This is a genomic window from Kitasatospora sp. NPDC088861 (assembly GCF_044750105.1).
Classification (GTDB): Bacteria; Actinomycetota; Actinomycetes; order Streptomycetales; family Streptomycetaceae; genus Kitasatospora.
In genome coordinates, this window is sequence record NZ_JBIVJF010000011.1 from 25175 (window position 1) to 43997 (window position 18823).

Sequence of the window (18823 nt, forward strand, 5' to 3'; positions counted from 1 at the left end):
GAATGGTAACCGGTCTGGACTGAATTTCGGCGGTTGTTCATACAACCGTGGATCCGGGGAGGGCTCCTCCTCGTACGGGCGCCCCATCCTCGGTGCCGGTGCAACCGCACCGCGTCGCCCCCTAGTTGGGAGCCCTCGTGCGCATCCCCCGCTCCATCCGGACCGTCACCGCGGCCACCGCCGTAGCCGCCGTGCTGCTGCCGTCGGCGCCCGCCGGCGCCGCCCCCGCCGCTTCCGCCGTCGCAGCCGCCCCCGCCTACAAGGGCCTGCCGGACGGCACCAAGCAGGCCAAGACCCTGGTCATCGGCGTCGACGGCACCCGCTACGACAAGCTGGCGGCCGCCGACGCGCCCAACCTCAAGGCGCTGATGGCCGGCGGCATGACCGCCACCAGCAACCTGTACGCCAACCCGCTGGCGCCGACCCTGTCCGGGCCGGGCTGGTCGACCATCGCCACCGGCGTGTGGCCCGACAAGCACCAGGTCAAGGACAACGCGTTCACCGGCGCCCGGTTCGACCAGTACCCGGACTTCGCCAGCCGCCTGGAGGCCGCCGACCCGGCCGCCTCCACGCTGGTGATCGGCTCGTGGAACCCGATCACCGGCAACGTCTTCAACGGCAAGGCGGACCTGCGGATCGCCGAGAACGAGAACGACGCCAAGACCGCCTCCGACGCCGCCGACTACCTCGCCCACGGCAACCCGGACGCCGCCTTCCTGCACTTCGACGGGATCGACGAGGCCGGGCACGCCTCCGGCGGCGCCAGCGCCCAGTACGCGGCCGCCATCCACACCGTCGACGCGCTCGTCGGCCAGGTCGTGCAGTCCGTCAAGTCCCGCCCCACGTACGGCTCGGAGGACTGGCTGATCGTCGTCACCACCGACCACGGACACACCGACGCCGGCGGGCACGGCGGCAACAGCGCCAACGAGCGGCAGACCTTCGTGATCGCCGACGGCGCCGGCTACCCGGCCGGCTCCCGGCGCTACGACGTCAAGCCCGTGGACATCGCGCCCACCGTCCTCAAGCACGAGGGCGCGGCGATCGACCCCGCCTGGCGCCTGGACGGGCAGCCGATCGACGAGATCGCCCCGGACGCCTTCGACGCGCTGCGCCCCGCCCTACAGGGCCGGGCGGACGAGACGGGCATCCCGGCCGCGGTCCGGGGCTGGACGCACACGCCGCCCAGCGGCTGGAGCATCGACAACTCCCGGATGCCCAGCGGCGGGGTGACGGAGTGGCGCGGCTGGGCCTTCGCCACCGACGAGTTCTGGAGCGCCACCCAGCTCGGACAGGGCCGGGAGACCAACGTACGGGCCCGCAACGTCTTCGCGGTCGCCGACTCCGACGAGTGGGACGACAAGGCGCACGGCGCCGGCCAGTTCGACTCCACCCTGGTCAGCCCGGCCTACCCGGTCGCCGGCCTCAGCCGGGCCACGCTGTCCTTCGCGACGAACTACAAGGTCGACGGCCCGCAGACCGGCGACGTGTACGTGGTCTTCGACGACGGCGCCCCGCAGCTGGTGAAGTCCTACCGCGCCGACCTGAACACCGTCGAGCACCTGCCCGTCACCGTGCCGGCCGGCGCCACCACCGCGCGCCTGCAGTTCCGCTACACGGGCACCAACAGCGCCTTCTGGACGGTCGACCAGGTCTCCTTCGGCTCCTGACACCACCACCGGCCCCCGCCGCCCCGGCCCCCGGGGCGGCGGGAGGCGACGCCCACCATGCGGTACGGCGGCCTCCCGGAGCGGAGTTCGACTGTCAGACCAGGCAGAACTCGTTTCCTTCCGGGTCGGCCATCACCACATGATCGGGCCTGCCGTCCAACTCCTCCTCGCTGACCACGGTCGCGCCCGCAGCGGTCAACCGCTCCACCGCCTCGACCACGCGCGGCCATCGCACCTCCCACGGTGTCTCACGGCCGCCACCGACCTGGACGTCCACGTGCACCCGGTTCTTCACCGCCTTCGGCTCCGGCACCTTCAGGAAGGACATGGTGGGGCCCACCCCCTCGGGATCACAGAGGTACGCGCCGTCATCCCACTCGTCCTCCGGGATCCCGTAGTGGGAGAGCCATTCCTCCCAACTCCCGAATCCCACAGGTGCGGGCTTCTCCGCATAGCCCAGCGCCAGTGCCCAGAACTCAGCCAGCTTCGCCGGGTGCGCGCAGTCGATCGTCAAGCTCCACCTGGTCGCCATGCGGTCCTCCTCCGGTCGGATGCCGCGACGGTACCGCGCACCTCTGACACTCGCGGCCGGTGAGCCGTCCGGTGGCGGCCGGCGTCGTCAGGGCCCTCGGCGCGTGCCGGGCAGGTGCCTCCCGGCGGCCGGTACGGTACCGGCGTGACGGGAACTCAGGACACCGTGCTGGTGGTGGTGCGCGGTCCGAGCGGGGCGGGCAAGTCGAGCGTCGCCGCGCGGCTGCGCGCCGCGTACGGACGGGGCGTGGCCGTCGTCGCCCAGGACGTGCTCCGGCGCGCACCGTCCTGCGCGAACGCGACCTCCCGGGCGGGGCGAACATCGGCCTCATCGACCTGGTCGCCCGGCACGCCCTCGACCACGGCTTCCACACCGTCGTCGAGGGGATCCTCGCCGCCGAGCGCTACGGCCCGATGCTCGCCCGGCTCGCCGCCGACCACCGCGGCCGCAGCCACCTGTACTACCTCGACGCCGACTTCGACGAGACCGTGCGCCGCCACGCCACCCGCCCCCAGGCCGCCGAGTTCTCCCCCGAGGACATGGCCGACTGGTACCAGCCCCACGACCTCCTGCCCGGCGGCCTCGAACGCGTCGTTCCGCAGCACAGCACCCTCGACGAGACCGTCGAGCGGATCCTCGCCGACACCCGTCTCACCCCGCCATTTCGCCACCGGTGAGCGGCGCTACGACAGCTGAGCCCGTCCCCCGCAGGAGGCCGGGGGTACGGAACGGCCCCGCCCTACCGGCGGTGGCGGCCGGTAAGTGGTCGGCGCAGCCGGCGCCGCTGACGTAACGCGCGGGGCGCGGGCGCGGTTGCCTACGCCATGATCACAATCACGTGAATCTTGTCGAAACAAGATCATTATTTGATGATCCTTTGGCGTCATTTGACCCCATCTTTGATCTTGCCGCCCACTCCTATGCTCCGAGAGCGCCGTCGAGCGACGGTGTCTCAAGGAGTCGATATGAACAGACGGATGACCACACGACGCAGACCCGGCAGGCCCGTTGGCATGCGGGCGGTGAGCGGGTCGCTGGCCCTCGCCGTGGCGGTGTCGCTGCTGGCCGGGTCCGAGACGGCCCTCGCCGCGTCACCGAGCGCGGCGGCGAAGGCGGGCAAGGGAGCCGGGCAGTGGGCCACGTCCGCCGCCGACGTGCCGTCGGCGAGGGTCGCCGCCCGGCTGTCCGGGCAACGGGTGGAGGCGCTCTCCGAGCGTACGGAGACGTCGACGACGTGGGTGAACAAGGACGGTTCGCTCACCACCGAGCTGTTCGCGGGCCCGGTCCGCTTCCGGCGCGACGGCCAGTGGGTGGACGTCGACCTCGGCCTCCAGGCGGGCGCGGACGGGTCGGTGGCGCCGAAGGCCCACCCGAACGCGCTGCGGCTCGCCGGTGCCGGCGGCACCCGGGCGAAGTCGCTGCTCCACGCGCAGGCGGCGGCCGCGGACGACGCCCGCACCCTGGTGACCCTCGGACAGGGCGACCAGCAGGTCGAGCTCCAGTGGCGCGGCGGCCTGCCCAAGCCCGCCCTGGACGGCACGAAGGCCACCTACCGGGACGCGATCGCGGACGGCGCGGCCGACCTGGTCGTGGAGGCCACCCGGACCGGCTTCGAGCAGTACACGGTGCTCAAGCAGCGCCCGAGCGCCGCCGGGTTCTCGTACACGATGCCGCTGAAGGCCGACGGCCTGAAGGCCGAGGTCCAGCCGGACGGCGGCGTGCTGTTCACCGACAAGCGCACCGGCGAGCGGCGGGCCGTGCTCCCGGCGCCGGTGATGTGGGACGCGACGGCCGCCGCCGAGGGCTCCGGCGAGCACGCCCGGCAGGCGAAGGTCGGTCTGAAGGTCGTTCAGCGCGGCGACGGCATCGACCTGGTGTTCACGCCGGACGCCGCGTTCCTCGCGGACCCGAGGACGCAGTACCCGGTGACGGTCGACCCCTCCACCACGGCCCTCGGCAACGTCTTCGACACCCGGGTGCAGCAGGGCGAGACGGTCGACTGGTCGGCCGACACCGAGATCTACTGGGGCAACTCCGGCACCAAGAACGCGGACGGCTCCTCCCGCCAGGCCCGGTCGTTCATCAACTGGAACACCGCGCCGATCGCGGACGCGCTGATCACCAACGCCAGCCTGTCGCTGTACAACTTCCACTCCGGTAACAGCGACTGCCAGCCCTACGCGTGGGACATCTGGGACACCGGCCTCGCCTCGACCGCCTCACGCTGGACGGCGCAGCCCTCCTGGAACACCAAGAAGGCCACCGGCACCGAGACCAAGGGCCGGGACGCCTGCGGCGGCGACGGCTGGATCACCGCGGACGTCACCAACCTGGTGCAGACCTGGACGTCGGCGAAGAACACCACCTCGGGCATGGGGCTGCGCGCCCCGGACGAGACCAACACCAAGTACTGGAAGGAGGTGAACTCCGCCAACGCCGCGACCAACGTCCCGAAGCTGACGGTGACGTACAACTACCGCCCCCGGACCGGGACGGACCAGCAGGCCGGCTCCCCGTTCTACAAGGACGCCGCCGGCACCTGGTGGGTCAACTCCACCACCCCGACGCTGCGCGACACCTTCGTCGACCCGAACAACGACAAGGTCGACGGCACCTTCCAGATCTTCGACGCCGCCACCGACACCCAGGTGGGCAACGTCCTGGTCTCCCCGTACGTGCCGAGCGGGGCCCCGGCCTCCGTCAAGGTCCCGGCCGGTGTGCTGGCCAACGGCAGGACGTACAAGTTCCGCACCTCCCCGTACGACGGGCTGCACTACAACAACAACTGGTCGGCGTGGGCCACCTTCACGGTCGACACCTCCGCCCCCTCGGCGCCCGCCGCGCTCTCCTCCTCCGACTATCCGTCGGGCCAGTGGGTCAAGGGCCCCGGCCAGGCCGGTTCCTTCACCGCGACCCCGCCGGCCGGTGACCAGAACGCCCTGGAGTGGACGCTCGACGGCGCGACCTGGACCAAGGTCGCGACGAACGGCTCCACCGCGCCGGTGACCTTCACCGTGACCCCGGCCAAGGCCGGCACCAACACCCTTCAGGTGCGGGCGGTGGACCGGGCGGAGAACAAGTCCGAGGCCCGTACCCACACCTTCCAGGTCGGCGCGGGCGGTGTCACCTCGCCGAACGACGGCACCCGCACCGCGGCGCGCCTGCCGCTCACCGCCGAGGCCGACGCCGCCCGGTACGACCAGGTGGCCTTCTCCTGGCGGCGCTCCGACGCCGACGCCTGGACGCGGATCCCCGTCGGCGACATCACCAACGGCGGTGCCGCACTGGCGGCCTGGCCCGTGCCCCTCGCCGCGGGCAAGAGCCCGGCGCTCACCTGGAACGCCACCTCCACGGTGACCCCGGACGGCACCGTCCAGCTCCGCGCGGACTTCACCGGGCCCGGCGCCGCGGCCGTCTCCTCCGAGCCGGTGCGGGTCGTCGTCGACCGCAAGGCCGACGGCGCGGCGACGGAGAACGTCGGCCCGGGTGCGCTGAACCTGCTCACCGGCGACCTCAGGGTCCCGGCCACCGACGTGTCGCTGTTCGGCATGACGGTCGGCCGCACGCACTCCTCGCGTGACCCGCGGGCCGCCGCCGGCCAGGACGGCCAGGCCGCGGTCTTCGGCCCCAACTGGGTGTCCAGCGTGTCGTCGAGCCTGTCCGCCTCGGAGTACACGGAGATCCGCAGGACCTCCGGCACCTCGCTCAGCGTGATGGCCGCCGACGGCTCCGCCGTCTCCTTCACCTCGAACGCGGCCGGCAACGGCTGGGCGCCCGAACCGGGCAGCGAGGACCTCACCCTAAGCGGCTCCTTCGGCGCCGACTTCACGCTCTCCGGCACCGAGGGCACCGTCACCACCTTCGCCAAGGCCGATCCGGCCGCCGCCACCTGGACGGTGACCTCCACGCTCCAGGGCGGGCTGGCCAACACCACCACCAGCGTGGTGTCGGAGACGACCGTGGTCGGCGGCAAGACGCTGGCCCGGCCGAAGCTCGTCATCGCGCCGACCTCCGCGGCCACCCCGGCGGTGTGCGCGGCGAACGTCGCCGCCAAGGGCTGCCGCGTCCTGCAGTTCGTCTACGCCACCGCGACCACCGCCACCGGCGTCACCACCGGCACCGAGTTCGGTGACGTCGCCGGGCAGGTCAGCGCGATCAGGCTCTGGAGCACCGCGCCCGGGGCCGCCGCGGCCACCGCCACCGACGTCGCCGTCTACCGCTACGACTCGGCCGGGCGGCTGCGCCAGACCTGGGACCCGCGGCTCGGCCAGAGCAGCCAGAACCAGTACGCCTACTACACCCAGGGCGCCGACGACGGCCTGCTCTCCTCCGTCCAGCTCAGCGGCACCCGCGCCACCTCGCTGGCGTACGGCACCGTCACCGCCAACCCGGCCGCGGGCCCGGGCATGTTGACGAAGACCTGGCACGACACCCTCGCCCCCGGCACCACGGGCACCGTGAACGGCACCGCCACCACCACCGTCGTCTACGGCGTCCCGCTCTCCGGCGCGAAGGCACCGGAGGACCTCTCCGCGCCCGCCGCCTCCGCGTGGGGCCAGAGCGACCTGCCGACCGACGCCACCGCGGTGTTCCCGCCGGACCAGGCCCCCGCCTCCAACAACGGCACCGACCTCGGCGCCGGCGACTACACCAGGGCGAGCGTCACCTACCTGAACGCCTCCGGCCGCCAGGTCAACCAGGCCACCCCGGGCCACCACGTCACCACCACCGAGTACGACAACCAGGGCCACCAGGTCCGCAGCCTGACCGCGGGCAACCGCGAGCTCGCCCTCGGGGCCACCCCCGCGGCCAAGGCCGAACTGGCCGACCTCGGCATCGACACCCTGCCCTCCGCCGAGCGCGCCCGGCTCCTGTCGAGCAGCAGCGCCTACAGCGCGGACGGCCAGCAGGAGACCGACGTCTACGACCCGCTCCACCGCATCACCCTCGCCGCCGACGCCACCTCCGGTGCGACGGTCCTGGCGAAGGCCGGCACCCAACTGCCCGCCCGCCAGCACACCGTGAAGACCTACGACGAGGGCCGGCCGACCGACGGCACCGCCAAGATCAAGAACCAGATCACCCTCACCACCACCGGCGCCCGGCTCCGCGCCTGGCCCGACCTGCTGGTCGACGCCCGCCAGGACCGGACCACGTACAACTGGGCGCTCGGCGTGCCCACCGCGCAGATCAAGGACAGCGGCGGCCTCGCCCTGACCACCACCACCGGCTACGACGGCCAGGGCCGGGTCGTCTCGACCCAGCAGCCGGCCTCCACCGGCTCCGACGCGGCGGCCGGCTGGACCACCTACTACACCGCCGGCGGCACCGGCACCTGTGGCAACCGCCCCGAGTGGGCCGACCTCGTCTGCCAGACCGGGCCCGCCGCGGCCATCACCGGCGGCGGCGCCAACCCGGCACAACTGCCCACCAGGACAACCCAGTACGGGCAGTTCGGCCAGGTCACCCGCACCACCGAGACGGCCAACGGCGTCACCCGCACCACCGTGACCGACACCGACACGGCGGGGCGCCCCACCACCGTCACCGTCACCGACGGCCTCGGTACCCCGGCCCCCGCCGCCACCACCACGTACCACCCGGGCACCGGCGCCGTCACCCGCCAGACCTCCGCCACCGGCGGCACCATCACCAAGGGCTACGACGAACTCGGCCGCCTGATCTCCTACACCGACGCCGACGGCGCCGTCACCACCACGGAGTACGACGCCCTCAACCGCCCCACCAAGGTCACCGACACCTCCCCCTCCACCACCACCTACACCTACGACACCGCCGTCGACCCGCGCGGCCTGGCGACCTCGGTGACGGACTCCGTCGCCGGCACCCTCACCGCCCGCTACGACGCCGACGGCACGCCGCTCACCCAGGGCCTGCCCGGCGGCTACACCCGGACCGACGACAAGGACCCGGCCGGCACCACCACCGGCCGCACCTACACCCGCGACAGCGACGGCCTCGTGCTGGTCTCCGACGGCATCACCGAGACCATCCACGGCCAGCGGGCCACCCACACCGGCACCCCCGGCGTCACCGCGGCCCAGACCTACGCCTACGACCGGGCCGGCCGGCTCCTCCAGGTCCAGGACACCTCGACCGACGCCGTCTGCACCACCCGCACCTACACCTTCGACCGCAACACCAACCGCACCGCGCTGGCCACCGCCGACGCCGCCCGCGGCCAGACCTGCACCACCACCGGGGGCACCGGCCAGACCAGCACCTACGACACCGCCGACCGCCTGGTGAACCCCGGCTACACCTACGACGCGTTCGGCCGCACCACCGCACTGCCCGGCAGCACCGTCGCGTACTACAACACCGACCTGGTGCAGCAGCAGACCAGCGGCACCAACCGGCAGAGCTGGACCCTCGACTCGGCCCAGCGCTTCCGCGCCTGGACCACCGAGACCAACACCGCCGGCGCCTGGGCCCAGACCGGTCTGCGGACCAACCACTACGGCTCCGACACCGACAGCCCCCGCTGGATCACCGAGGACTCCGCGGGCACCCTGACCCGCAACGTCACCGGCCCCGCCGGCATCCTCGCCGCCACCACCGCGAAGACCGGCGGCACCGTCCTGCAACTCGCCAACCTGCACGGCGACATCACCCTGCGGCTGCCGCTGGACACCGCCGTCGCGCCCACCGTCCTCGACTACGACGAGTACGGCCAGCCGCGCACCGGCCAGCCCGGCACCCGCTACGCCTGGCTCGGCGACAAGCAGCGCTCCGACGAGACCCCGAGCGCCCTCACCCTCATGGGAGCGCGCCTCTACAACCCGGCCGCCGGCCGCTTCCTCTCCCCCGACCCGGTCCAGGGAGCGAGCGCCAACGCCTACGACTACTGCAACGCCGACCCGGTCAACTGCACCGACCTCAACGGCCGGATGCCCGGCTGGCTGAAGGCCGCGCTCAAGGCCGCCGTCGCCCGCGCCGTCCAACTGTCCGTCACCGCGGCCGTGGCCGCCTGGATCCCCTTCCTGGCACCCTGGGCGCTCCACATCGGCAACTGCGCCGGCGGCGCCTGCGCCGGTGTACTGTTCGGGAGCGGCGGCTGGAAGCAGCGCATCGTCTGGGCCGTCGCCGGCTGCCTCGCGGGTTTCGTCTTCGACCGCGGCGTCTCCCAGCGGATCGTCGACAAGGTGATCGGCGTGGTCAGGAGGTTCGTGTGACATCCACGGAGTCGGCGGAGTCGGCGGAGGAACCGGCAGCGCGCCGGGCGAGCCCGCTGCGCCTCGCCGCGACCAACGGGGCCTGGCTCGCGCCGTCCTTCCTCGCCGCCTACCTGCTCGCCGACCGCCTCACCGCCGACGCCACCACCCGCACCTGGTGCACCCTGCTCCTCGCACCGGTGATCGGCCTGGCCCTGCGTGCCGCGGCCACCCTCGTGGCCCGCCGCCGACGGGCGCGGACCAGCCGGCGATAGCCCGACGCACACCCCCGCAACAGGCCGACCCGCCGGCGCCACCGGCGGGTCGGCCTGTTCCGTGCTTGTTCCGTGCTCGTTCCGTGCCAGCGGGGCACACCGATGGTCACGAGGCAGACGGGGCGGCCGATGGCGAAGGCCGAGGCCAACGGCCTCGGCCTTTCGGCCGCCCGACGCCGAACGGCGCGCCGGGCGGTCAGCCCACCGCGGGCCGCGTACGACGCGCGGCGCGGGCAGGCACCTCCACCACGGTGAACCAGACCAGGACCGCGCACAGGAAGGCCGCCGCCGCGAAGACCAGCGGTCCCGTGACGGAGTCGTCCCGCGCGCCGGCGGCGAGCGCGGCGACCGCCGACAGGACGAGGGCGACGGCCGCCAGCGCACGAGGGCTGCGCGCGACGCCCGGTGCGGCGGAGGACGGCAGCAGCCAGAGCGCGAGACCGTAACAGGCGCAGCCCAGCAGCGCGGCCCCCAGCACGTCGCTGGGCCGGTGGTGGTAGAGCGCCTGCACGGCGCCGGCGGTGACGGTGAGCCACAGCATGCCGACCGCGGTGACGTAGGGGCGCAGGCGCGGGGAGGCGACGAGGGCGGCGCCGAGGACCAGCCCGATGGGGACGGCCGCGTGCCCGCTGGGGAAGCTCACCTCGGTGAGCATGTCGGGCGCGTTCACCAGGTCGGGGCGGGGCAGGAGCATCTTGCTGCACACCTCGGTGCCCCCGAACGTGCCCAGGACGACCCCGATCGCCGCGCAGCCCTGCCACCAGCACCGCCGCACCAGCGCGACGACCACGATCACGGCCATCCCCACGACCAGGGTGGGAAGGGCCGTGAACTCCAGCGGCGGCATGGCCGCCGAGTCGTAGACCGACCCCGACCAGTCGTAGATCCACGCCGGTTCGCCGCCGTTCCCGTTCATCAGGGAGTTCTCCCCCCGCTGCCCGAACGGGGTCCAGACGGCGAGCAGGTAGACCGCCACGAACCCCAGAGCGCACAGCAGAGCCGGCAGCCACGGCCGTATCGACCGCGAAGGGCCCCCTCCGGCCGGGGTTCCCGGGGCCCGGCCGGGAGCGTCCGGCCCGGGTGCGGACAGGGCCGGGTGATCTTGCTGAGTCATCACTGTCTTTCTGCTCGCAGCTCTGGGAACCGCGAGCCCTGGTCGTAGACGACTTGGTTTGAACGGGGACGCCGACGACGACGTCACGGTTCCCGTCCCGACTCGGACCCGACACCGGACCCGGGCCCGGACCCGGACTGAGGACATCGCCGTCGGCTCCTGCGGCGTCATGCCGGGTGGATGAGGCGGCTCTCGTAGGCGAAGACCACGGCCTGTATCCGGTCGCGGAGTTCGAGCTTGTGCAGGATTCGCCCCAGATGGGATTTCACGGTCGCCTCCGCGAGGAACAGGGCGGCCGCGATCTCGGTGTTGGACAGGCCGCAGCCCACCTGGACGAGCACCTCGCGTTCACGGGCGCTGAGCCGGCTCAGCCGATGGTCGGGGCCGGCGCTGCCGCCGTCGGGGATGTGCGGGCGCAGGTGCTCCAGCAGGAGGCGGGTGATCCGCGGGGACACCACCGCGTCGCCCGCGGCGACGCTGCGTATCGCGGTGAGCAGTTCCTCGGGCCTGGTGTTCTTCAGCAGGAAGCCCGAGGCTCCGGCGCTGAGTCCGGCGAAGGCGTATTCATCCAGGTCGAAGGTGGTGAGGATCAGCACTCTGCTGTGCGGGGAGGCCCGGATGACCTGCCGGGTCGCCTCGATCCCGTCGATGCCGGGCATCCGGACGTCCATGAGGACGACATCGGGGCGCAGTTCCCGGGCGAGGCGGATGGCCTGGGCGCCGTCCGCGGCTTCGCCGACCGGTGTCATGTCGGGCTGGCCCTCCAGGACCGTGCTGAAGGCCATCCGGAGCAGTGCTTCGTCGTCGGCGATCAGGATGCGGATCGTCATGCGGACGCCGCTCCGCCGCTGTCGAGGAGGAGACGGGTGTGGACTCCCCAGCCGCCACCCGGAAGCGGTCCGGCCCGCAACGTCCCCCCGTAGGCGGCCGCGCGCTCGCGCATGCCGGGGATGCCGTGGCCGGACGGTGTGGCGCCGGGAAGCGGCGGGCGGGGGCCGCTGTCGGTGACGTCCACGGTGACGGTCCCGGTCGAGCACCGTAGCCGGACCTTCGCGCGTGTGCCGGTGGGTGTGTGCTTGAGGGTGTTGGTCAAGGCTTCCTGTACCAGGCGGTAGACGGTCAGTTGTGCAGTGGCGGGTATGTGGGTGTGGCCGCCCTGGACCTCGATGCGGGTCGGCAGCCCGGCGGCGCACATCTGGTCGGCGAGGGCCTCCAGTTGGGCGATGCCGGGCAACGGGTGGCGTTCCGCGTCCGGTTCGTCGGTCCGCAGGATGCCCAACGAGCGCCGCATGTCGGTCAGGGCCTGCCGGCCCGTCTCGGAGATCTGGAGCATCGCGGTGGTCGCCTTGTCGGGCGACCGGTGCTGCGCGTAGACGGCGGCGTCGGTGAGCGCGACCATGACGGACAGGTTGTGGGTGACGATGTCGTGCATCTCCCGGGTGATACGTGTCCTCTCCTCGGCGACGGCCAGTCGCGCCTGCTGTTCCTGTTGCTGCTCCAGGCGTGCGGCCCGTTCCTCCAGGGCCGCGAGGTAGGCGCGCGTGGTCCGCACGTTCACACCCAGGACGGCGGCGGCGACGACCATCGCGGTGACCGCGACGAAGGGGGTCAGGAACGCGCCTTCCGTCGCCCAGCGCAGGCAGGCCAGCAGGGCCCCCGCCTCCACGACGGCACCGGTGACGAGCGTGCCGCGCCGGCCCGAGTTCGCGGCTGCCGTGTAGAGGGCCACCAGCAGGCAGACGTCCGCCGGAAGTTGGACGTCCGTCAGCCACTGGACGAAGGCCGCGGCTGCCACGACGCCGAACACCGTGAGCGGGGCCCTGCGCCGCCACACCAGGGGAAGTGCGAGGGCGGCGGTGAGGGCGACGGCCACCGGCAGCTCGTGCGGTGCCCGGGTGGTGATGATGTTGAGCAGGAGAAGCGTCGGCAGCAGCGAGTCCCACGCCACGGGCGGCAGCCGGGAGGACCGGCGCCCGGCGGCTGTCACCAGTCGCGCCGCTCGTGCGGAGGCCAGGTCGGCGTACCTCGTCAGCCGTGAGGTCGTCCCCGCCCACCGCACCCGCGTCAGCACCCACACCCTGCCCCGGCCCCGGCCCCGGTGGGCATTGCCGGGTTCCGCGGCCGCCTCGGTCATCGCACGTCCCTGTCGATTCGGCGTCATGGTGGCCCCGGCCGGGGCTGCCACCGCGTGCAGCCGGATCCGAGTGGAGTACGGGGAACGTACGCCTCGCGCTGCCCGGCACGTCCCGCGGCCCTGTCACGGTAGGCGGCGGGCCCCACGGAGCACATGAGTCCACCGTCTGATGACACCGTGCCCGGGTACGACCGCAGGAGGAGTCCCGCTACCTCCCGTGGTCGTAGGGCGGCCGCCGATCCGGCGTGCCCGATTGCCACTCCGGTCGCACCGGGACCTGCCGCGGATTGCGACCCCGGTGGCACCCGACGGCGACCCGGGATCGATGTGGCAGCGCGTGCCCGGCGCCGAACATGGCCTGGTGACCGAGATCATCACGGGGCTGTACATGTCCCCCCTGGAAATCCTTGTCCTGCTGGGCGCCGTCGCACTGGTGGTGGCGCGCTGGCTTCCCCCCTCCGCCCGCCCACGCGTCACGATCGCGGCGGGGGCGGTTCTCGTGCTGTCCGCGATCCTGCTGAGCGTGGCGGGGATCCGCTGGCAGATGCTGCCGGTACTGGCAGGCGCCGCCTTCGCGTCGCCGTTCGCCCTCTCCCCCCTGCTGCGACCGCTTCGACGCCGTCCCGGCCGGCCGGCGTGGCGGGCCCGCTGGTGGCTGGCGTTGCCGGGATCGGTGGCCTGCGTCGGCCTGATCGTCACGGGCCCGGTGGCCGCCTGGGCCCTTCCCGTACCCGAATTCCCCACCCCGACGGGCGACTTCGCGGTCGGCACCCGCGTGGTCCAGTGGACCGACCCGCACCGCCCCGAGACCTTCACCGCCGATCCGGACGACCGGCGCACGGTCGTGGTCCAGCTCTGGTACCCCGCGCAGAAGAGCCCCGCCGGCGCGCAGCGGGCCCAGTACCTCGGACGTACGGAGCACGAGGCGCGCACCGTCTCCGACGCCCTCGCCCGCCAGGTCGGCCTGCCGGGTTTCCTGGTCGACGGTGTTCCGCGTGCCCACACCCATGCGGTCTTCGACGCCCCGGTGGACGGCGGGCGGGGGCGGTTCCCCGTCGTCCTGTTCTCTCCCGGGTCGGGCGGAGTGCGCACCCAGAACACCGCCTGGGCGGAGGAACTGGCCAGCCACGGCTACGTGGTCGCCGCCCTCGACCACCCGTACGACTCCGCCGCCGTCGTCCTCTCCGACGGCCGGACGATCACCACCGAGACCTCCTCCACCGGCGACCCGGACCAGGACGAGAAACTGGCGGCCGACTGGACGGCGGTTCGGGCCGCCGACCTCGGCTTCGTCCTCACCCAACTGGACGGCCTGGACCGGGGTGAGGCCGCCGACCCGCTGAGCGGACACCTGGACACCGGCCGGGCCGCGGTGGCCGGACACTCCATGGGCGGCGCCGCCGCCCTCCAGGCAGCCCGGCAGGACCGCCGCTTCGACGCCGTCATCGATCTGGACGGCTACCCCCACGGCCCCGCCTCCCCCTCCCTCGACCAGCCGACGCTCGCGCTCACCCAGGCCATCACCCCGGCAACCGACCCGCGCTACCTGCCCCGCCTCACCGAGGCGCTCAAGTCCAGCACCGCGACGAGCTACCGGCTCACCATCCCCGGCGCCGCGCATCTCACGTTCATGGACGGCCCCCTGTATCTGCCGCCCGTGCCCTCGATAGTCGGCTCCCTGGGCCGCACGGAGAGCCCGCACGTCGTCGCCGCGGCCACCCTCGCCTTCCTGGACGCCACTCTGCGAGGCAAACCCGGCGACCTGGCCGGCGTTCTGCCGGCCTACGGCAACCTCACCGTCCACCGCCCGGACAACAGCGGCTGACCAACTGTTCCGGGGCACGTACGCCTGCCGGACGAGGACAACGGCATCAGACGAGATCATCAGCCGGACGGCCGTGCCCGAAACCGCTGGTAGGCGGCCCCGCGTCGTTGTTCACCTGTGGGCGAACGCGCGGAGCAGGCGTACGTACGGGGTCCAGCGGGCCGGGCGGGCCACCGTGCCCGTGCAGGCGAGCTCGGCGCGGTCCAGGCCGTCCTCCAGGCAGGCGTCGTGCATCGGGCGCCAGGCCGCCGGCCAGGTCAGGCGTGCCAGGCCGCCGGCCTTCATCGCGAGGGTGTGCCGCAGCACGGTGCGTTCCTCGCCGACGGGCAGCACCGTGAACTCGTGGAAGCCGTGGAATCCGCGCGGCCCGCTGAAGGTGAAGCGGACCCAGGCCCCGGGCACGTAGGCGGTGACCGTGTAGCGGACCGGGCCGTGGCCGCCGGTCGCGCCGACCGCCAGTGGGCGGTCGAACTCCATCGCGGGCCAGTCCGGGTGCGGCCAGAGCCGGTCCGCCGGGCCGCCTGACAGGTTGTCGACGAGCGCGCCCACCTCGCTCGCCTTGGCGGCCAGCAAGCGCTCGTGCACGTTGTAGACGCCCATGCGTCCTCCCCTTCAGATTATTAGAGACCAGCCTCTAATAATCTGGAGGGTACCCTCTGATTCATGGCGAGACCACCCCGCTTCGACACCGACCAGATCCTCGACGCCGCCGTCCGGCTGGCCGCCTCCGCCGGGCCGGCCGGCGTGACCATGTCCGCCGTCGCCCAGGCGATCGGCGCGCCGAGCGGGTCCATGTACCACCGCTTCCCCGGCCGTACGGCACTGCTCGCCGAGGTGTGGCTGCGCACCGTGGAGCGTTTCCAGGAGGGGTACTTCGCCGCGCTCGGCAGCGCGCCCGACCCCCACCCGGCCGCCCGCGCGGCCGCCCGGCACGTCATCTCCTGGAGCCGCGCCCACCCGCAGGAAGCCTCGCTCCTCCTCTACGGCGCCGAGGAGTTCGGCCGCGCCGACTGGTCCGAGGAACACAAGGAGCGCGCGGACCTCGGCAGCCGACGCGTGCTCGACTCCATCGCCTCCCTCGCCGAAGCCCTCGGCGCGGCGGGCCCCCGGGACCACGAGCGCATCACCCTGGCCCTGATCGACCTGCCGCTGTCCGTGGTCCGCCGCCATCTGCGCGCCGGGCAGCCGCTGCCACCGCACGCAGAAGACCTCACCGAGGAATGCACGACGGCTCTGCTGGCCGACGCGGGGGCTCCGTGATCGGACTCCCCGAAGCCGGAGTCCTCCGCGGAGCTACACCGTCAGGCCCTGGCCGCCGGGACGACGAGCGCCTGACGGACGGCGCAGTACCAGCTGGCGGGGCCGGTGGGGCAGTCGGGGCCGTCGACGTTGCGGGAGAGCGCGTATTCCCAGCCCGCGGCACCGGCGAAGTCCGGGTACTTGTCGGCGAGAGCGCGCAGGGTCCGCTGGAGGACCGGCATGTCGACGTAGCCCCCGCAGTCCAGGTTGTCGTTGGTGATGCCGGCGGCGACGACCTTGGACGCGGGGAACTGGTTCTGGATGACCGCGTCGTAGTCGGCGGTGTCGGCGAGGCTGCCGTTGCCGCAGTAGAACTGGGTGTTGTACCAGCGGATCAGGGGGCCGACCTGCTTTTCGAGCGTGCGGTAGTCGAGGAAGGGAAGGTTGCCGCCCTCGGGCATGGTGAGATCGCCGGGCCCCGGGGCAAGGGTGATCAGAAAGTCCGGCCCGAAGTCGGAGCGCAGCTGACGGATGAGCCGCTCGGCGGTCGCCTCGCGGAACGCTTCCTCGACGTCGAGGTCGATGCCGTCCAGCCGGTACGTCCTGAGGGCGTCGCGGACGGGCGGGTAGTACGTGCCGAAGTCCTTGTCGAGCAGCCCGTACGTCCCCTGCGCGGCGCCGCCGAGAAGAGCGGTGACCTTGACGCCCTTCGCCTGCACCGAGGCGATGTCACGCCACATCGGAACGTACTTGGGCGCGGAGGGCGGGTCGTCGTTCAGGGTGAGGATCGGGTACTGGGCGGGGTCGTTGAGGTGGAACGCGGCCACCTCCACCACGTCCGCGTGACCGATCAGGGGCACCGGGGAGACGTAGTGGCTGTCCGGGTCACCTGTGGTCGTGCCGGTCTGGTAGAACGCGACGACGTGGCGGGTCGCCGACGTCTTCGCCGCGGGAGAGGTGCCTCGCACCCCATCCGGGTGTCCGTGACTGCTCATGGACGGGTTCCTCCTGGTGGTCGGCCACAGACCTGCTGTGGGTCACCAGGAAGCGTGCCGTTCCACCCGGGAGGGCCTCGCGCATTCCCACCACGCGTCCTGGAATTCCACTCCGCCAGCCCCGTACCACCGCCGCCGCCCATCGGCCCGGCCCGCCGGGTCGAGGCCGGCGAGGTCGGTGTCGCGCTCGGCCCGACGAGCTCCCCGCCTCGCCGGCTCGGGGGAGGCTCAGTCGACGCAGAACTCGTTGCCCTCGATGTCCTGCATCACAATGCACGAATCGTGGCCGTCGTAGAGCAGTTGCACGCGTACCGCGCCGAGCGCGACCAGCCGGGTGCACTCGGCTTCGAGCGTGGCGAGGCGCTCTTCGCCCACGAGCCCGGTGCCGACCCGCACGTCGAGGTGCACCCGGTTCTTGACGACCTTGCCTTCGGGAACGCGCTGGAAGAACAGTCGCGGGCCCTCGCCTGAGGGGTCGCTGCAGGCGGACCACGAACCCCGGTCCTCAGCAGGCTGGGAGCGGTCGTACTCGTCCCAGGTGGCGAACCCCTTCGGCGGCGGCGATTCGTACCCCAGCACCTCGCACCAGAAGCGGGCGACGCGCTGGGGTTCCGCGCAGTCGAAGGTGACTTGGAACTTCTTGATCAATGACATAAGCGCACCATAACAGGGGTGCTGTCGCTCATCTCCGGCCCAGGAGCCGCACGTTGGCGCTCCCGAAACGGCAGGGGCGCGGGTCCTCCAGGAGAACCGGGAGCCACGCAGCCGCGGGAGTGCTAGCCGAACGACGTGGTGACGGTGTGGTGGAGCCGGGCGATCTCGTCCTCCCAGTCGGGGACCGCGCGGGCGGGGACCAGGATGACGTGTTCGACGCCGACGTCCGCGAACTCGGCCAGGCGCTCGCGCAACGCCCGGTCGCCGCCGACGGCATAGACATCGCGGCTGGTGCAGCCCTGCTTGTGGGCCGAGACCTCGGCGTCCAGCTCGCGCCGGAGTTCGGGGGTGTCGATGGCGGGCGGCACGTAGACGAGCTGCACCGCGCGGGTGATGTGCTCGGTGCGGCCGAGGTGCTGCCGCTCCTCGTCGAGGACCTTCAGGCGCCGACGGTACTCGGCAGGGGTGATGAACGCGGGGACCCAGCCGTCCGCGAGGGCGGCGACGCGCCGTACGGTCCCCTCCCTGCCTCCGCCCAGCCACACGGGCGGCACCCCGGTCGGGCCGCTGCCGCTGGATTCCCCGGCGGACTCCCCGACGAGGCGGCGCAGGCGGCGCAGGATGTCCTCCAGGGCGGCGGCCGCTTCGGCGGGGTCCCGGATGAGGGCCTCGCGGGGGCCTCCGATGCCGAGCTGGGCGACGAACCGGCCGTTGGACCGCCGGTACAGGTCGGTCAGTTCGCGGACCACGGCGGAGGGTTCCAGGCCGGCGGCGACCAGGACGTGCGGACCGAATACCAGGGCGGATGTCCGGTGGGCCACTTCCCGTGCCAGCTCAAGCGGCGGGGGCATGTCGTCCCCGTTGTTGTTGTAGAACCAGAACGAATCGAATCCGTGCTGCTCCACCGCGTCGAGCAATTTCCACAAGTGGTCCCGCGTCACGTCATGACGCAACGAGGTACCGAAACAGAAGCCGAATTGCAGACCCATGAGACCTCCCTGTCGAGATATTGCCTGCGGGGCACGGCCGCCTGCCAGGCGGGCGGTCGATGAATTGGCGGGAGCCATATGAATACCGACTTCAGGTCCGCGATCCACAGGATTTTCCACTCCTGTCGAACCCTTTCGAACCCTGTCGAAATAAGGGGTCTCCGCTCACCGTGCGCAGCCGACGAAGCAGATCAGATACACCTTCGTCTGGAACGTACCAC

General features: G+C 72.5%; 14 protein-coding genes. 6 read left to right on the forward strand and 8 right to left on the reverse strand.

Translation table 11 applies throughout. From position 1 onward, the window contains the following. The first annotated feature begins 137 nt into the window (after positions 1-137). Entirely contained in the window at positions 138-1670 is a 1533-nt protein-coding gene (locus ACIP37_RS19950) for an alkaline phosphatase family protein (protein ID WP_400808183.1), read from the forward strand. A gap of 94 nt (positions 1671-1764) precedes the next feature. Here the strand turns inward: ACIP37_RS19950 and ACIP37_RS19955 are convergent, their stop codons facing one another. Further along, the gene (locus ACIP37_RS19955) at positions 1765-2202 is read right to left on the reverse strand and encodes a VOC family protein (RefSeq protein ID WP_363586200.1); all 438 of its coding nucleotides are present in this window, start codon (positions 2200-2202) and stop codon (positions 1765-1767) included. A gap of 59 nt (positions 2203-2261) precedes the next feature. Here ACIP37_RS19955 and ACIP37_RS19960 point away from each other — a divergent pair, with 59 nt between their 5' ends. The 3 genes from ACIP37_RS19960 (at position 2262) to ACIP37_RS19970 (ending at position 9652) form a co-directional block, all read left to right on the forward strand. Further along, positions 2262-2879: a kinase gene (locus ACIP37_RS19960; protein WP_400808186.1), complete on the forward strand. Its 618-nt coding sequence runs from the start codon at positions 2262-2264 to the stop codon at positions 2877-2879. A 336-nt stretch (positions 2880-3215) separates the two neighbouring features. After that, on the forward strand, positions 3216-9398 hold the full coding sequence (locus ACIP37_RS19965) for a DNRLRE domain-containing protein (protein WP_400844215.1): 6183 nt from the start codon (positions 3216-3218) through the stop codon (positions 9396-9398). After that, positions 9395-9652: a hypothetical protein gene (locus ACIP37_RS19970; RefSeq protein ID WP_400808191.1), complete on the forward strand. Its 258-nt coding sequence runs from the start codon at positions 9395-9397 to the stop codon at positions 9650-9652. Before ACIP37_RS19965 ends, ACIP37_RS19970 begins: the two co-directional genes overlap by 4 nt. Before the next feature lie 196 nt (positions 9653-9848). Here the strand turns inward: ACIP37_RS19970 and ACIP37_RS19975 are convergent, their stop codons facing one another. From ACIP37_RS19975 to ACIP37_RS19985, 3 genes are all read right to left on the reverse strand, one after another. Next, positions 9849-10766, reverse strand: a complete 918-nt coding sequence (locus tag ACIP37_RS19975) for a phosphatase PAP2 family protein (protein WP_400808193.1) — start codon at positions 10764-10766, stop codon at positions 9849-9851. Positions 10767-10933: 167 nt separating this feature from the next. Further along, entirely contained in the window at positions 10934-11596 is a 663-nt protein-coding gene (locus ACIP37_RS19980; RefSeq protein WP_363586194.1) for a response regulator transcription factor, read from the reverse strand. Further along, a complete protein-coding gene (locus ACIP37_RS19985) occupies positions 11593-12714 on the reverse strand; it encodes a histidine kinase (protein WP_363586193.1) in 1122 nt (373 codons plus the stop codon). Before ACIP37_RS19985 ends, ACIP37_RS19980 begins: the two co-directional genes overlap by 4 nt. Before the next feature lie 511 nt (positions 12715-13225). On the opposite strand from ACIP37_RS19985, the gene ACIP37_RS19990 reads away from it, so the two are divergent. After that, positions 13226-14725 carry an alpha/beta hydrolase family protein gene (locus ACIP37_RS19990; protein ID WP_400808482.1) on the forward strand — a complete coding sequence of 500 codons (1500 nt, stop codon included), beginning with the start codon at positions 13226-13228 and terminating at the stop codon, positions 14723-14725. A gap of 111 nt (positions 14726-14836) precedes the next feature. On the opposite strand, the gene ACIP37_RS19995 is transcribed toward ACIP37_RS19990, so the two are convergent. Next, positions 14837-15325: an SRPBCC family protein gene (locus tag ACIP37_RS19995; protein ID WP_400808198.1), complete on the reverse strand. Its 489-nt coding sequence runs from the start codon at positions 15323-15325 to the stop codon at positions 14837-14839. A 63-nt stretch (positions 15326-15388) separates the two neighbouring features. On the opposite strand from ACIP37_RS19995, the gene ACIP37_RS20000 reads away from it, so the two are divergent. Further along, positions 15389-15985, forward strand: coding sequence for a TetR/AcrR family transcriptional regulator (locus tag ACIP37_RS20000; RefSeq protein WP_400808201.1), 597 nt, complete (start codon positions 15389-15391; stop codon positions 15983-15985). Between the two features lie 41 nt (positions 15986-16026). Here ACIP37_RS20000 and ACIP37_RS20005 read toward each other — a convergent pair whose 3' ends face one another. The 3 genes from ACIP37_RS20005 to ACIP37_RS20015 all read right to left on the reverse strand — a co-directional run bounded on the left by ACIP37_RS20005 (position 16027) and on the right by ACIP37_RS20015 (position 18680). Continuing rightward, complete coding sequence (locus ACIP37_RS20005) at positions 16027-16959, reverse strand: chitinase (RefSeq protein WP_400808204.1); 933 nt, start codon at positions 16957-16959, stop codon at positions 16027-16029. Positions 16960-17187: 228 nt separating this feature from the next. Then, positions 17188-17613 (reverse strand): VOC family protein, encoded by a 426-nt coding sequence (locus tag ACIP37_RS20010; protein WP_363586189.1) that lies wholly within the window; start codon positions 17611-17613, stop codon positions 17188-17190. Positions 17614-17735: 122 nt separating this feature from the next. After that, complete coding sequence (locus tag ACIP37_RS20015) at positions 17736-18680, reverse strand: LLM class flavin-dependent oxidoreductase (protein ID WP_400844218.1); 945 nt, start codon at positions 18678-18680, stop codon at positions 17736-17738. Between the last annotated feature and the right edge of the window lie 143 nt (positions 18681-18823).